The organism is Pseudomonas sp. G166 (assembly GCF_037027455.2).
Taxonomy (GTDB): domain Bacteria; phylum Pseudomonadota; class Gammaproteobacteria; order Pseudomonadales; family Pseudomonadaceae; genus Aquipseudomonas.
Genome location: NZ_CP146985.1, coordinates 728,774 through 744,528, shown reverse-complemented (window position 1 = coordinate 744,528; position 15,755 = coordinate 728,774). Strand labels below are relative to the sequence as shown.

General features: G+C 61.6%; 11 protein-coding genes. 10 read left to right on the top strand and 1 reads right to left on the bottom strand.

The features are described 5' to 3' along the window. The first annotated feature begins 34 nt into the window (after positions 1 to 34). The 4 genes from SGN16_RS03225 to accC all read left to right on the top strand — a co-directional run bounded on the left by SGN16_RS03225 (position 35) and on the right by accC (position 4,594). Positions 35 to 1,981 (top strand): methyl-accepting chemotaxis protein, encoded by a 1,947-nt coding sequence (locus SGN16_RS03225; protein ID WP_335943871.1) that lies wholly within the window; start codon positions 35 to 37, stop codon positions 1,979 to 1,981. 268 nt (positions 1,982 to 2,249) lie between these two features. Further along, positions 2,250 to 2,702 (top strand): type II 3-dehydroquinate dehydratase, encoded by a 453-nt coding sequence (gene aroQ, locus SGN16_RS03220; protein WP_210642667.1) that lies wholly within the window; start codon positions 2,250 to 2,252, stop codon positions 2,700 to 2,702. A gap of 48 nt (positions 2,703 to 2,750) precedes the next feature. After that, positions 2,751 to 3,215 (top strand): acetyl-CoA carboxylase biotin carboxyl carrier protein, encoded by a 465-nt coding sequence (gene accB / locus SGN16_RS03215; protein ID WP_025211623.1) that lies wholly within the window; start codon positions 2,751 to 2,753, stop codon positions 3,213 to 3,215. A 17-nt stretch (positions 3,216 to 3,232) separates the two neighbouring features. Then, on the top strand, positions 3,233 to 4,594 hold the full coding sequence (gene accC / locus SGN16_RS03210) for an acetyl-CoA carboxylase biotin carboxylase subunit (RefSeq protein WP_210642666.1): 1,362 nt from the start codon (positions 3,233 to 3,235) through the stop codon (positions 4,592 to 4,594). Between the two features lie 75 nt (positions 4,595 to 4,669). Here accC and SGN16_RS03205 read toward each other — a convergent pair whose 3' ends face one another. After that, positions 4,670 to 8,644 (bottom strand): DUF6543 domain-containing protein, encoded by a 3,975-nt coding sequence (locus tag SGN16_RS03205; protein ID WP_335943870.1) that lies wholly within the window; start codon positions 8,642 to 8,644, stop codon positions 4,670 to 4,672. Between the two features lie 191 nt (positions 8,645 to 8,835). On the opposite strand from SGN16_RS03205, the gene prmA reads away from it, so the two are divergent. The 6 genes from prmA (at position 8,836) to purD (ending at position 15,665) form a co-directional block, all read left to right on the top strand. Next, positions 8,836 to 9,714, top strand: a complete 879-nt coding sequence (gene prmA / locus SGN16_RS03200; protein WP_210642664.1) for a 50S ribosomal protein L11 methyltransferase — start codon at positions 8,836 to 8,838, stop codon at positions 9,712 to 9,714. 30 nt (positions 9,715 to 9,744) lie between these two features. Beyond that, entirely contained in the window at positions 9,745 to 10,980 is a 1,236-nt protein-coding gene (locus SGN16_RS03195) for a DUF3426 domain-containing protein (RefSeq protein WP_335943869.1), read from the top strand. A gap of 185 nt (positions 10,981 to 11,165) precedes the next feature. Next, positions 11,166 to 12,173, top strand: a complete 1,008-nt coding sequence (dusB, locus tag SGN16_RS03190) for a tRNA dihydrouridine synthase DusB (RefSeq protein WP_123345044.1) — start codon at positions 11,166 to 11,168, stop codon at positions 12,171 to 12,173. Then, a complete protein-coding gene (fis, locus tag SGN16_RS03185) occupies positions 12,170 to 12,490 on the top strand; it encodes a DNA-binding transcriptional regulator Fis (RefSeq protein ID WP_025211617.1) in 321 nt (106 codons plus the stop codon). The genes dusB and fis overlap by 4 nt, the downstream gene beginning before the upstream one ends. An 83-nt stretch (positions 12,491 to 12,573) precedes the next feature. Next, entirely contained in the window at positions 12,574 to 14,181 is a 1,608-nt protein-coding gene (gene purH / locus SGN16_RS03180; RefSeq protein ID WP_210642662.1) for a bifunctional phosphoribosylaminoimidazolecarboxamide formyltransferase/IMP cyclohydrolase, read from the top strand. Positions 14,182 to 14,369: 188 nt separating this feature from the next. After that, positions 14,370 to 15,665, top strand: coding sequence for a phosphoribosylamine--glycine ligase (purD, locus tag SGN16_RS03175; protein ID WP_335943868.1), 1,296 nt, complete (start codon positions 14,370 to 14,372; stop codon positions 15,663 to 15,665). Positions 15,666 to 15,755 lie beyond the last annotated feature (90 nt).

Sequence of the window (15,755 nt, the reverse complement as noted above, 5' to 3'; positions counted from 1 at the left end):
AGGCACTTACGATTCTGCCCCTGGTAGACCTTTGATGCGCCTGAAGCTGCTGACCAATCTCAACACCCTCCTTTTAGTCGCTGTGTGTCTTGGCCTGGGCGCCACGCTGTGGTGGTCGCAAATCGCCCTGGAGCGCCCCTATCTTCTGATGGAGCGCTACCTGGGCCTGTCGCGGCAGTTCCAAGGCGAAGTGGCGCGCAACATCGAGGAATACCTGGCCAGCGGCGATGCCTTGCGCCTGAGCGCTGCCACCCAGGCCTTGGAAACGCTGCAAAAAGGCCTGGATCAATTCCCCCCGGAATTGGCCAAGACCCTGCGCCCGAGCCTGTCGAACCTCGACGGCTTCAGCAAGACCGATCTGCTGGCCGCCGGCAAACTGGCGGGCGACCCACAGGCATTGCTGCTACAAGCCGAACGTGAGCTGAGCGCCAGCCTGGAGCAACTCGCCCAATATGCCAATGGCGCCCCAGCTTACTTGCCACCCCTGTTCGCCGCGTCGCAGCATCTGGGCCGGTTGTCCCTCACTCGGGACAAACTGGTCAGCAGCGGTCGCAGTGAACTGGCCGCCGATGTCGAGCGAGAGTTGGCCAGTATCCGTACCCAAGCCGAACGCCTGGATAACCTGCCGCTGCTTGGCGTAACAACCAACAACGAATCCGGTGGTGATGACTTCGCCGCATTGATGGGCTTGGAAACCCAGGAAAAAGCCGTCGCCGAAGATGCCGGCATCGCCCTCAAGCGCGAACTCAATAGCCTGCTTGGCCGCTACCCCGCAGAACTGGAGCGCACCCGCGAACTGATCCAGAAACGCACCGAGCTGAGCAACGCTACCCACCTGAAAACCGCTGATGTGCAACGAGCGATCGATGCCATGGAGCCTGCGGTTCGCGCCCAACACGGGCAGATCCAGGGCGAGGTACGGATGATCCAGGGGCTGATGATCGGCCTGATCCTGTTGATCGCGCTGCTGATCGACACCTTGCAGCGGCGCCTGGCCCGGACCTTGACGCACCTGGCACCGGCCCTGTCGACCTGGGCCGAAGGGGATTTCAGCCACGACATCCATGTAGGCGCCAGCAATCGCGAGCTGCAAGACATCGAAGCGTCGCTCAATCGCCTGCGCGCTTACCTGGTGGACCTGGTGGGCACCATCCGCGTCAATGCCGAACAGGTCGCTGGCAGCAGCCGGGCCCTGGCGGAACTGAGCGGCGAACTGCACAGCGGCGCAGAGGATCAGGCCGATGACACGGCACTGATCCGTGATTCCCTCAGCGAACTGGAAGCGACGATCCAGCAGGTAGCCGGCGATGCCAGCCAAGCCGCCGACGCCAGTCGCAGCGCCGGACATGCCGTGGAGCAAGGACAGAAAGTCATCGGCCTGAGCCTCACCGGCCTGCACGCGTTGGTGGGGGAAGTGCAAGGCAACGCGCAAATGATCGAACAACTGGCGGAGGAGTCCGCCACCATCGGCGGCGTCTTGACGGTCATTCGCTCGATTGCCGACCAGACCAACCTGCTGGCTCTGAACGCCGCCATCGAAGCCGCACGCGCGGGGGAAATGGGCCGCGGCTTTGCGGTAGTGGCCGAAGAAGTCCGCTCCCTGGCCCAACGTACTGCTGGGGCCACGGCCGAGATCCAGACACTGATCGCCCGCCTGCAACTGGCCGCGCGCCAGTCGGTGGACGGTATGCGCGCTCAGGTCGAGCACGCCGAAGCCACCGCCAGCCAGGCACAAGCGGCTGACGGCGCGCTGGATGAAATCGTCGGCGCCATCCAGACCATTTCCGATACCGCAGTGCGCATCGCCGATGTCACCGCCCAACAAAGCGGCGCCGTCAGCGAAATCCGCGATCACAGCGAGCGGATTCATCAGTTGGGTGGAGATAACCTGCTGCGTATCGGCCAGGGGCGGGAACAGGGCGACAATCTGCTGGTACTGGGTGGACGGTTGCACACGGCGGTGCAGGCGTTTCGGGTTTAAGCACCACCGGCCCATTTTGCTCGCGAAAAGCGATGGGGCTGCTTGCATCAATGTCGAATGTGCCGCCGTCTTCGCGAGCGAGCTCGCTCCCACAGGGTTCAGTACAGGCTGGCGAAACCGTGGATGACCGGATCCAGGAGCATGGTCACAAATTTCGCGCAAACATCGGTCATCGTGCTGGCTATTGCAGAGAACTGGACAGTCACAAAGGCTTTGCGGCATAGTCTCCGGGTTCTGACACCTGCTCACAGACAACAAGGAACAGCAGATGGCGACCCTATTGGTCCTGCATGGACCCAACCTGAACCTGCTGGGCACCCGCGAACCGGGCGTCTACGGGGCCGTGACACTGGCCCAGATCAATCAGGACCTGGAGCAGCGAGCCCGCACCGCCGGCCACCATTTGCTCTACCTGCAAAGCAACGCCGAATATGAATTGATCGACCGCATCCATGCCGCGCGCGGCGAAGGCGTGGACTTCATTTTGATCAATCCCGCAGCTTTTACGCACACAAGTGTCGCATTACGTGACGCGCTGCTGGCGGTGAGCATCCCATTCATCGAAGTGCATTTGTCTAACGTGCACAAACGCGAACCTTTCCGCCATCACTCTTACTTCTCCGATGTAGCGGTGGGAGTGATCTGCGGCCTTGGCGCCAGCGGTTACCGACTGGCTCTGGAGGCCGCCCTAGAGCAGCTTGAAAGACCGGCAACAGCTTGAACAACAAGCGTTAAACGCCCCTGACCGACCCTTGGGAGTTGATGATTCATGGATATCCGTAAAGTTAAGAAACTGATCGAGTTGCTGGAAGAGTCCGGCATCGACGAGCTCGAGATCAAGGAAGGCGAAGAGTCCGTACGTATCAGCCGTCACAGCAAGACTCCGGCCCAGCAGTTCTACGCACCGGCGCCGATGCATGCTCCGGCCGCCGCGCCTGCTCCGGCAGCAGCGCCCGTTGCCGCCGCCGCTCCAGCAGCACCTGCCGCGCCAACGCTCAACGGCACTGTTGCCCGCTCGCCAATGGTGGGTACGTTCTATCGCAAGTCCTCGCCGTCCTCGCCGTCCTTCGTTGAAGTCGGCCAGACCGTGAAGAAAGGCGACACCCTGTGCATCGTCGAAGCCATGAAGATGATGAACCACATCGAAGCTGAAACCAGCGGTGTGATCGAATCCATCCTCGTTGAAGACGGCCAGCCGGTTGAGTACGACCAACCGCTGTTCACCATCGTTTGAACCGCGGAGAGCTTTCGATGTTGAAACCTGCGAAGTTGGAAAAAGTACTGATCGCCAACCGCGGTGAAATTGCCCTGCGGATCCTGCGTGCCTGCAAAGAGATGGGCATCAAGACCGTCGCCGTTTACTCCAAGGCTGACAAGGAACTGATGCACCTGGGCCTGGCCGACGAATCCGTCTGCATCGGTCCGGCGTCGGCTGCGCACTCCTACCTGCACATTCCGGCGATCATCGCCGCTGCCGAAGTGACCGGCGCCACCGCCATTCACCCAGGCTACGGTTTCCTGGCGGAAAACGCCGACTTCGCCGAACAGGTCGAAAACTCCGGTTTTGCCTTCATTGGTCCGAAAGCCGACACCATTCGCCTGATGGGCGACAAGGTTTCGGCCAAGCACGCCATGATCGCTGCCGGTGTGCCTACCGTTCCGGGTTCCGACGGCCCGCTGCCGGAAGACGAAGAAACCGCTTTGCGCATTGGTCGCGAAGTCGGTTATCCGGTGATCATCAAGGCCGCTGGCGGCGGCGGTGGTCGCGGCATGCGCGTGGTGCACAAGGAGGAAGACCTGATTTCCTCGGCGAAACTGACCCGCTCCGAAGCTGGCGCGGCGTTCGGCAACCCGATGGTCTACCTGGAAAAATTCCTGACCAACCCACGCCACGTCGAAGTCCAGGTGCTGTCCGACGGCCAGGGCCATGCGATCCATCTGGGCGACCGCGATTGCTCGCTGCAACGCCGTCACCAGAAGGTTCTCGAAGAAGCGCCGGCACCGGGCATCGATGAGAAGGCTCGCGAGGAAGTCCTGGCACGCTGCGTCAAGGCCTGCATCGACATCGGCTACCGCGGTGCCGGTACGTTCGAGTTCCTGTACGAGAACGGTCGTTTCTACTTCATCGAAATGAACACCCGTGTTCAGGTGGAGCACCCGGTTTCGGAAATGGTCACCGGTATCGACATCGTCAAGGAGATGCTCAGCATCGCCGCCGGCAACAAGCTGTCGTTCACCCAGGATGACGTGGTCATCCGCGGTCACGCGCTGGAATGCCGGATCAATGCCGAAGACCCGAAAACCTTCATGCCAAGCCCAGGCACGGTCAAGCATTTCCATGCCCCGGGCGGCAATGGCGTACGGGTCGACTCGCACCTGTACAGCGGTTATGCCGTTCCACCGAACTACGATTCGTTGATCGGCAAGCTGATCACCTACGGGGCGACCCGTGACGAGGCCATGGCGCGCATGCGCAATGCCCTGGACGAAATCGTGGTGGACGGGATCAAGACCAACATCCCGCTGCACCGCGACCTGGTCCGTGACGAAGGCTTCTGCAAAGGTGGCGTCAACATCCATTACCTGGAACACAAGCTGGGCAACCAGCACTGATGTTTCAAGTGATGTAAAAAGACCCCGGTCATTGGCCGGGGTCTTTTTTTGCCGGTTTTCAGCCCTGCGAATGGATCAACTCAGCGCCACGGTAGAGAACCCGTGCGCTTCGATCTGCGCCGCCGTCGCCGGCCTGCCCTGCAGGGTGCGAACCGCACCATTGGCATCGGCCACCAGCGGTTCGCTACGCAAGCGTGTCATGAACTCATGAGCACGCACCGACACCGGATCGGAACTCTTTTTCGCCCTCGCCAGCACCGGGATGTAGTAGCGCTCGACCTGGCTTTGTGAGGTCTTGAATACCGAGGTGACCCCGCTGCGCAGATCCAGTGACACGCCGTAGGTATTGCCGAAGCAGGAAGAATACGACCAATGATCCCAGATGGGCTGCAGCCCCTTGCGCCTCATCGCCGACCTCACCCGCCCGCCAATATCGGCCCCCGTCAACCAGTCTCCACCCACCAAAGTGGCGCGGATATCCTTGGCGGCCCCTCCCAGACGCTGCATCACATCACGAACACTGCGTTCGATCAGAGCGCGGATATTGTGATCGAAATGAATGACCGCCCCCACCCTGGTGGTCGGGTTGTACAACGAAGCAATCACGCAGGTCTGCGCGTTCAGCGAGAACAGATAATTGTCCGCCGCCGCTTCGCTGAATCTCGCCACCACGGCCTCACCTTGCAACGCGCCCCGCGCCACATCCGGGAAAACATGCCCGGGAAACGCCTCCCGCAGATCGCTCACTCGCCCAAGGTTGCGTACGTCATCATTGCCGCCACTCAGGCCGACGGTTTTACGCCCCCACTTGCCATTCGCCATTCTGAATACGGGCGGCTTGTAGAACGCGCCGGGACGACGGGCATCCACCAGGCACAAACCATCGAAATAGATACTTCCCTGTACCTGGTAGTACCTGCCTTTATGCCGTATGTAGAAGGCATTTCGCGGCCGTGTTGCGCTGGACGGGCTGAGATAGGTGCCCTGGAAAGCCCCCTCGGTCACCCGCTGCAAATCCTTGGGCGGTTTCCTGACCGCCTGTTTCGGATTGAAACGAATAGGCTGGATCAGCGGCCCGATCTCCTTGGCGGCGACCGATGGCACATGCCTCAAGCGCTGGGCGGCCAGTGACATCGGCCTTACGGCGAGCTTCAGGCTCCTGACAGCCCGCCCCAGCAGTGTGGCCATGCTCATGACCCCAAGCATGCCGAACAGTGCCCCCCAAGTCGCTTGCAGCCAATGGCCGAGCGCCCGATCCGTGTCGCCCTGCACATGCGCCTCGACCGCCTGCCTGGAACTGAGGGCAATGAGGCCGGCATCCAGCAACAGGGCAAAGGGCGGATAAACCATGCACACGGGAGCAGAGGCAAAAAGCAGCCCCTTGAACACCTGATGCCTGATCATCTCGCCGCGACTTTTGGTGACGTCTTCCACGTCAGTGACAGCGCGCTCGATGTAGGCATCGAACTGCGACGAGATATCCATCACTCGATTGAGCTCGCGCACCGCATCGACACCGGTGCTCGTTACCGCCAAACCCACCAGCGAGCGCCTGACGTCGGCACGGGCGCCGACTGCCACGCGCTCCAGCACGTAATCACGCAGGCGTGCAGCGACCGCCCCAGGGAAGTCCTGGTATTTGCGAAACATGACGTCATCCGGAGCATCGGGGGTGTACAGCCAGTAGGCACCCTTCGGATCAAAGTAGGCGAAGACATATACGCCCAATACGACGTGACCGCCGACGGTAAACCTGAACACCCCTTCGCGCTGTGCGACAGCCTCTGAACTCACTGAGCCGTCCACAGACATCGACTCACTCAGCAGCGTGATTTGCCGGGTGAGCCACCAGAACTCACGAGCGTTCACCAAGGACTTGCCCGTCGCGACGCGCAGGTCGCGGTCCATCCTGGTCAGCAACAGGTTACGGTAAGCATTGCGCCGCTGGGTGTATTCGGGAGCACCGGCATCGAGGAACCGGGCGCGAATCTGGCGCGCATACTGCTCGCCCACGTAAGCCCGTCGAATGTAGGTCGCCAGATCTGCACTGCGGACCTGCCCAAGGTCCTGCCCAACCGATGAACGCACGCCTTTGCCGGGGTTGTCGATGCCCCAATTGTCGTCATAGCCATGGACGGCAAGGTCCAACAGGCTAGCAACCTTCGCGTTGCCATCCGCCAACCCCGGACGGTAGTCGATGAGCACCGTTGCCGGGTCGACCGCTTCTAGCACACCCTTGCTGCGCATGTACGGCGCGATGGCTTGGCTGACAGTACGCTTGGCGAAGTCCACAAAGACTTCATAGCCCGCAAGCTGTGCGTTGAAGACCTGCTGATGAATCCGAAACTCCTGGCTCAAACTGCTGATGATTCGCCGGGATTCAAGCGGCAGGGAGGCGTACCACCGAGGCGATTCGTCCTGCTCCACCTGCGCCAGGTTATTGGCCAAGCCCATTGCAACAGACGCTTGGAGGCAGGCCTTGAAGGCAGTCGTCGCGCCCCTGAGGTCTTTGTTCAAATCCCATGTCGTCGGCTTGTCCGTCACGACGGCAAAGTACTCCCGGGCCACATCACGCTCGGCCACAGAGAGTTGCTGCAGCAGGTATTGGCGACCCGCTTCGCTTTCAATCCATGCACCTATTTGCGCACTCACGGCCCGAAGCGAGGGCAACTCGATCCACTCCTGGCCATCAGGCTTGCCGGGGGCGTGCAACAACAGGTCACTGACCTCCCCCTGCCCGTCTTCGCGGTAAAACAACAGCAGATCGGAACACCTCAGTGCGTTTGGGAGGGCAAGGCAGGTCACCCGCCAATCGTTGGCCGATTGCGCCGAAGCGTCGTCTTCCCACAGGGTTTTGAGAGCATCGTTGTGGGCTGCCTGCAAATGACCGGCACAACGTGCGATAAACGCGCTTTGCTCCAGTCGCGCAACGAGCCAATCGAGCATGGCGTCTTTCAGATCCGCGCGGTCATATTGGCTGCGCAATGCTGACAAGTACCCGGCAGGGGCATCCACATCCGCCAACAGTTGGGTAATGAAGGCTGGCGAAAGTGGCTGGTTACGCAACATGCTGCCGTTTTCCACCAGGAATACCGACACGCTGTCCGGCCTTATCGGCCCTGCTGCCAGCAACTCGCTCAGGCTGTGGGTTTGCACCGGCTGGTCAATGATGGAGCGCCACTGCAACTGCACGCGAATGCTGTCGGGCTCGACCTCCATGTCCAGTTCGCGCCTGACATAGTCCTTGGCCAGATGCCGGGCGAACGCGTGCAGCGAACCCAGGCCATCGAGCAATTCATCCACCAGCGCCTGCGCTTGCGAGGTCTGGTCCTGAAAAGCCCTCAACTGTTTACGCTCGGCTTTGCTCAGGCTCCGCAGCCAATCCGGCAATTGCAACCGGGTTAGCGCCTTGAGACTCTGGCGCTCCCGAGCGGTTGCCAAGGCGGTCAACCGATTCGTCCGACGCCAGGAGTCCTGGAGTTTTTCAATGTTTTCCCGTAGCCCCTCGACATCCATGCCGACCAACTGGTCAGGCTGGAACAGCGTGTCGATCGCGACGCTATGCTCGCCGAGCTTTTGCCTGATCAGCCCCTCAAGCGCAGCGTCGCCCTCGGCCATTCGCCAATGGCGGCGTAGATAGTCCTTATAGTGCTGGGTAACACCTGCGGCAGTTCCCTCCACCGCCTGGGCGATGACCTCCCGGCGCTCTACCGGAAAACCCAGGTCAGCCCCGTCCGGCCAGCGGTAGGGCGCATCCCGCTCGTCGTCAGCGACCACAGGCTTGTGGTCGATCATGCATTGCAACACCGTGTCGAGCAGGGTGCCGATGAAGTGTGGGTCAATGTTGCCCTGGTAGTAGTGAGTGCGCAGCTCGACCAACAAATACTCTTCTAGCACCTCCAGCAAGGTCATCTGGCTTTGCAGTCGCGCGTCGATAGCCGCCTGCCACCGGGACAATTTCTCCAAAGTTGCCTGTGCCGTTGCCACCTGCGGGGAAGCTACCGGCCCCGCGCCGTTCACATTTGTTTGCCGCTCGGCCGTGTTGTCCATCACATTGCTCCCTGTTGTGTGGACCCGCACCTTATCCGCCGTTCAACACGCCCATGTCATACATATATATATCGAAACACCAACCCCGCCGGCACAGACTCACTTATCCACTTTGACCGCGACCTGGCGTACACTGCGCGCCTTTGCAGCCCAGCGCTGCCCCCTGTAGATTTTTTCCAAAGGTGCCCGCCATGCCTTGGCTGCAAGTACGTCTGGCCATCAGCCCGGAACAAGCCGAAACCTACGAAGACGCGTTTCTTGAAGTAGGCGCGGTATCGGTGACCTTCATGGACGCCGAAGACCAGCCGATCTTCGAGCCGGAACTCAATACCACGCCGCTGTGGTCCCACACCCACCTGCTGGCCCTGTTCGAAGGCGGCACCGAGGCCGCCAGCGTGCTGGCCCATCTTGAGCTGCTGACCGGCAGCCCGCTGCCCGAGCATCACAGCGAAGTGATCGAAGACCAGGACTGGGAGCGCAGCTGGATGGACAACTTCCAGCCAATGCGCTTCGGCCGACGCCTGTGGATCGTCCCCAGCTGGCACGCCGCGCCGGAACCGGATGCGGTGAACCTGCTGCTGGACCCGGGCCTGGCGTTCGGCACCGGCACGCATCCGACCACCGCGCTGTGCCTGGAATGGCTCGACGGCCAGGACCTGGCGGGCTGCAACGTCCTCGATTTCGGCTGCGGCTCGGGGATCCTGGCAATTGCCGCACTCCTGTTGGGCGCCAGGGAAGCCGTTGGCACCGACATCGACGTCCAGGCCCTGGAAGCATCCCGCGACAACGCCGGGCGCAACAACATTGCCGAAGCACTGTTCCCGCTGTACCTGCCGCAGGACTTGCCACAGGTCCAGGCCGACGTATTGGTGGCCAATATCCTGGCCGGGCCGCTGGTGTCCCTGGCGCCACAGCTGTCGAGCCTGGTCAAGCCGGGCGGGCGCCTGGCATTGTCGGGCATCCTCGCCGAACAGGGCGAAGAAGTCGCCGCCGCTTATGCCGCGGACTTTGACCTGGATCCGATTGCCAATCGCGATGGCTGGGTGCGCATCACCGGACGTCGGCGCTAGAATGGCCGCCTGTATCGACCGGATTGCCGCATGACTGACAGTTTCGTCACCCAGTGTCCGCATTGCCACACCAGTTTTCGCGTCAGCCATGGCCAATTGAGCGTGGCTCGCGGAGTGGTTCGTTGCGGCTCATGCCTGCAAGTATTCAATGCCGCGCGGCAATTGCTGGAGCAACATGCCAGCAAGGAAACCGTCACGCCCCTGGCGCCGCCGATCAAGAGTCCCACCGCAGAAGCACCACCCCGAGCGATCAGCCAGAAGCAGTGGACCGCCGCCGAGCTGGACCTCGATGACCTGGACAAGGAACTGGCTCGCCTGGAACGGCGCGACAAGCGGGCACCGGACACCTTCGGCCGCCGCCGTGAAGACAACCTGAGCGCGCAACGCGACCCTCTCCCCGACGAGCAGGAGCCCTGGTCCGACAGCCTGTACAGCGAATCCCCTGCCGAGCGCGCCGAAGCCGTCATCCAGCCCACCGTCGAGTCGTTCGCGCCCCATGAGCCGGCCCGACCACCTCGCACCGAGCCATCCTTGTCCCTGGCGCTGGAACCGCTGGAGCCGGACGAAGAACCTGTCACCCTGCGCCTGGAACCAGACGACGAGCCCCTCGAACATCTCGAACGCCTGTCCGCCACGGATGATCACGACGATCACGACGAAGAGCCGATCCAACCGGTATCGCCGCGCAAGACACGCGAACGCCACGAGCCCGGGATACGCGCCGAAGCCCTCCACGACCTGGACGACGACCCGCTGCAACTGGACTGGCGCAAGCGCCGCTCGCCCTGGGGCCGACGCTTGTTGTGGGGCCTGTTGATACTGCTCGCCAGCGCAGGCCTGGCCGGCCAGTACATTGCCTACCATTTTGACGAGTTGGCCCGCCAGGACCAGTATCGCCCGTGGTTCCTGCAAATCTGCCCGAGTATTGGCTGCGACGTTCCATCCAAGGTCGACATCGCCAAGATCAAGAGCAGCAACCTGGTGGTACGCAGCCATCCGGAATTCAGCGGCGCCCTGGTGGTGGACGCGATCATCTACAACCGTGCGCCCTTCTCCCAGCCTTTTCCGTTGCTGGAGCTGCGTTTCGCCGATCTGAACGGGCACCTGATCGCCAGCCGCCGCTTCAAGCCCGGGGAATACCTGGGAGGCGATCTGGAAGGCCGCGGCGAAATGCCGCCGCAGACACCCATCCACATCGCACTGGACATCCTCGACCCAGGACCTAAAGCGGTGAACTACAGCCTGAGCTTCCATTCGCCCGAGTGAAACCGGCCAGGGTCGGCCGATTGACGACAGCTTTCTGACTTGGCCTACCCAGACCAAACCGCTGGCGATAACAAAATAGCTGTTCAGATTTTATCCAATCCGACCTTTATCCAGTCATCGAGAGCGGGTATCATGCCAACCCTTTTTCGAAGTCTCATGATCCGGCCCCACTTCAGGGAAGTCCTATGTCGGCGGTACGCATCGGCCCATATACATTGCAGAACGGCCTGGTTCTCGCCCCTATGGCGGGCGTCACCGACCAGCCCTTTCGTCAGCTGTGCAAGCGACTGGGCGCAGGTCTGGTGGTTTCGGAAATGGTCACCAGCGACATGAGTTTGTGGAACACCCGCAAATCGCGTCTGCGCATGATCCACGAAGGCGATCCCGAGCCCCGCTCGGTACAGATCGCCGGTGGCGACGCACAGATGCTGGCGGAGGCGGCCCGGGCCAATGTGGCGCTGGGTGCGCAGATCATCGACATCAACATGGGTTGCCCGGCGAAGAAGGTCTGCAACAAGGCCGCCGGCTCGGCACTGTTGAAAGATGAAGCCCTGGTCACCGAGATCCTGCAGGCCGTCGTCGCCGCAGTCGATGTGCCGGTGACCCTGAAGATCCGCACCGGGTGGGACCGGGAGAACAAGAACGGCCTGACGGTGGCGAAGATCGCCGAACAGGCAGGTATCACGGCGCTGGCGGTCCACGGCCGCACCCGTGCCGACCTGTACACCGGTGAAGCCGAGTACGACACCATCGCCGCGATCAAGCAGGCGGTGTCGATTCCGGTCTTTGCCAACGGCGACGTCGATTCGCCCGAGAAGGCCCGGTACGTGTTGGATGCGACCGGTGCCGACGGCCTGTTGATCGGCCGGGCCGCCCAAGGGCGGCCATGGATTTTTCGTGAGATCGAACACTTCCTGCGCACCGGCGAAAAGCTCGCTGCGCCGCAGTTGTCCGAGGTGGAACGTATTCTGCTAGAGCATCTGGCCGCGCTGCATGCCTTCTATGGAGAAGTCATGGGTGTACGCATCGCACGCAAGCATGTGGGCTGGTATCTCGCAACCCTGCCGGGCGCCAGGGAGTTTCGCGCCCGTTTCAATCGTTTGGATGGTACGCAAGCACAATGCGCCGACGTTCAGGCGTTCTTCGCTGAGCGTTACAAGAGCCTGACAGGGGACGAAGGGGTGGCCGCATGACGATGATGACCGAGACTTTAGTGAGTGGAATAACACCCGTGAGCGACAACGTGAATTTGAAACAGCACCTCAACACGCCCAGCGAAGAAGGTCAGACCCTTCGCGGAAGTGTCGAGAAGGCGCTGCACAATTATTTCGCCCACCTTGAGGGCGCTGCCGTCACGGATGTGTACAACCTGGTGCTTTCCGAAGTCGAGGCGCCTCTGCTCGAAAGCGTGATGAACTATGTCAAGGGTAACCAGACCAAGGCCAGTGAGCTGCTGGGCCTGAACCGCGGCACCCTGCGCAAGAAACTCAAGCAGTACGATCTGCTGTAAGCATTCAATCAAACCAGAAAGGCGCCCGCATAAAAAACGGTCGCCTTTTTTGCTGACTTCCCTTGCTTTTGATGGAAATTGAAATGACCGACCAGACCACCCGCCTGCCGATCCGCCGCGCCTTGATCAGCGTCTCTGACAAGACCGGGATCCTCGAATTCGCCCGCGAGCTGCAACAGCTGGGCGTCGAGATTCTCTCCACCGGCGGGACCTTCAAACTGCTGCAGGATAACGGCGTCGCCGCAGTGGAAGTCGCGGACTACACCGGTTTTGCGGAAATGATGGACGGTCGGGTCAAGACCCTGCACCCGAAAATCCACGGCGGGATCCTCGGCCGTCGCGGCATCGACGACGCCATCATGAACGAACACGGCATCAAGCCGATCGACCTGGTGGCCGTCAACCTGTACCCGTTCGAAGCCACCATCAACAAGCCAGGCTGCGACCTGCCGACCGCCATCGAAAATATCGACATCGGTGGCCCGACCATGGTCCGCTCGGCGGCCAAGAACCACAAAGACGTGGCCATCGTCGTCAACGCCAGCGACTACGCCAACGTACTGGAGAACCTCAAGGCCGGTGGCCTGACCTACGCCCAGCGTTTCGACCTGATGCTCAAGGCCTTCGAACACACCGCCGCCTACGACGGCATGATCGCCAACTACATGGGCACCGTTAACCAGGCCGCGCAAACCCTGAGCACAGAAGATCGCAGCGAATTCCCGCGCACCTTCAACACCCAGTTCATCAAGGCCCAGGAAATGCGCTACGGCGAGAACCCGCACCAGAGCGCGGCGTTCTACGTGGAGGCCAAGCCTGCCGAGGTCGGCATCGCCACCGCCACCCAGCTGCAAGGCAAGGAACTGTCGTTCAACAACGTGGCCGATACCGACGCCGCGCTGGAGTGCGTGAAAAGTTTCGTCAAGCCCGCCTGCGTGATCGTCAAGCACGCCAACCCATGCGGCGTGGCCGTCAGCCCGGACGCCGAGGGCGGCATCCGCCAGGCCTACGAACTGGCCTATGCCACCGACACCGAATCGGCATTTGGCGGCATCATCGCCTTCAACCGTGAATTGGACGCCGAGACCGCCAAGGCCATCGTCGAGCGTCAGTTCGTCGAAGTGATCATCGCGCCTTCGGTCAGCGAAGAAGCCCGCGCCATCGTCGCCGCCAAAGCCAACGTACGCTTGCTGGCTTGCGGCCAATGGTCGGCCGACCGTGCGCCGGCCTGGGACTACAAGCGGGTCAACGGTGGCCTGCTGGTACAGAGCCGTGACATCGGCATGATCGGCAGCGAAGACCTCAAAGTGGTGACCAAGCGCGCCCCGAGCGAGCAGGAAATCAACGACCTGATCTTCGCCTGGAAAGTCGCCAAGTACGTCAAGTCCAACGCTATCGTCTACGCCAAGAACCGTCAGACCATCGGCGTCGGCGCTGGCCAGATGAGCCGCGTGAACTCGGCCCGCATCGCCGCAATCAAGGCCGAACACGCCGGTTTGCAAGTACAGGGCGCGGTCATGGCCTCCGATGCGTTCTTCCCGTTCCGCGACGGTATCGACAACGCGGCCAAGGTCGGCATCACCGCGGTGATCCAGCCGGGTGGCTCGATGCGTGACGCAGAAGTGATTGCTGCGGCCGACGAGGCTGGCATCGCCATGGTATTCACCGGCATGCGCCACTTCCGTCACTAACAAGACGACGGCCGCACTGAAGCCGGTATCTGCTGCGTTGGAGCCGACCTCGATGATGCTCATTGCCAAAAGGCAACTCCGCTCATCGAGGTCGACTCCGCCTTGCATCTACCGACTTCATTGCGACCTCCTACGGCACAAAATGCCCTAGGCTCCAAACAGAATCAGCGTCATCCGAGGTTTTTGAAATGAATGTTTTGATCATTGGCAGCGGTGGCCGCGAACACGCCCTGGCCTGGAAAGTGGCTCAGGATCCGCGTGTACAGAAAGTCTTCGTGGCACCGGGCAATGCCGGCACCGCCATCGAAGCCAAGTGCGAAAACATCGCCATAGACGTGCTGGCCCTGGAACAACTGGCCGACTTCGCCGAGAAGAACGTCTCGCTGACCATCGTCGGTCCGGAAGTGCCGCTGGTTGCCGGTGTGGTCGACCTGTTCCGCTCCCGTGGCCTGGATTGCTTTGGTCCGACCGCAGGTGCCGCGCAACTGGAAGGCTCGAAAGCCTTCACCAAGGACTTCCTGGCGCGCCACAAGATCCCGACCGCCGATTACCAGAACTTCACCGAAATCGAACCGGCCCTGGCCTACCTGCGCGAGAAAGGCGCACCGATCGTGATCAAGGCCGACGGCCTGGCCGCCGGTAAAGGCGTGATCGTTGCCATGACCCTGGCCGAAGCCGAAGACGCCGTGCGCGACATGCTGGCCGGCAATGCCTTCGGTGACGCCGGTTCCCGGGTGGTGATCGAGGAATTCCTCGACGGCGAGGAGGCCAGCTTCATCGTCATGGTCGATGGCAAGAACGTCTTGCCAATGGCCACCAGCCAGGACCACAAACGTGTCGGCGACGGCGACAGCGGCCCGAACACCGGCGGCATGGGCGCCTACTCCCCGGCCCCGGTGGTCACTGCCCAAGTGCACCAACGGGTCATGGACCAGGTGATCTGGCCGACCGTGCGCGGCATGGCCGAAGAAGGCAACGTCTACACTGGTTTCCTGTACGCAGGGCTGATGATCGACAAGGCTGGTAACCCAAAAGTCATCGAATTCAACTGCCGTTTCGGCGATCCTGAGACCCAGCCGGTAATGCTGCGCCTGCAATCGAGCCTGGTGTTGCTTGTCGAAGCCGCCCTGGCCCAGGCGCTGGACAAGGTCGAAGCCCAGTGGGATCCGCGTCCAAGCGTCGGTGTGGTATTGGCGGCTGGCGGTTATCCGGGCGACTACGCCAAGGGTAGCGTGATCCGGGGTCTGGACGCAGCGGCCCAGCTCGAAGGCAAGGTGTTCCACGCAGGAACTGCATTGAAGGACGGCCAAGTGGTCACCGCTGGTGGTCGCGTGCTGTGCGCCACCGCCATGGGTACCAGTGTGGACGCCGCCCAGCAGCAGGCCTACAAGCTTGCCACTGAGCTCGATTGGGAAGGCTGTTTCTACCGTAAGGACATTGGCTATCGCGCCATTGCCCGCGAGCGCGGCGAAAGTCTGGAATAATCCGGTCATTCAGACAGGCAAGGGTCGGTGACCCTTGCCTGTCTACTCGGGCGCCGCGCATAGTTATAATCTGGCATCAACCTACGAAGG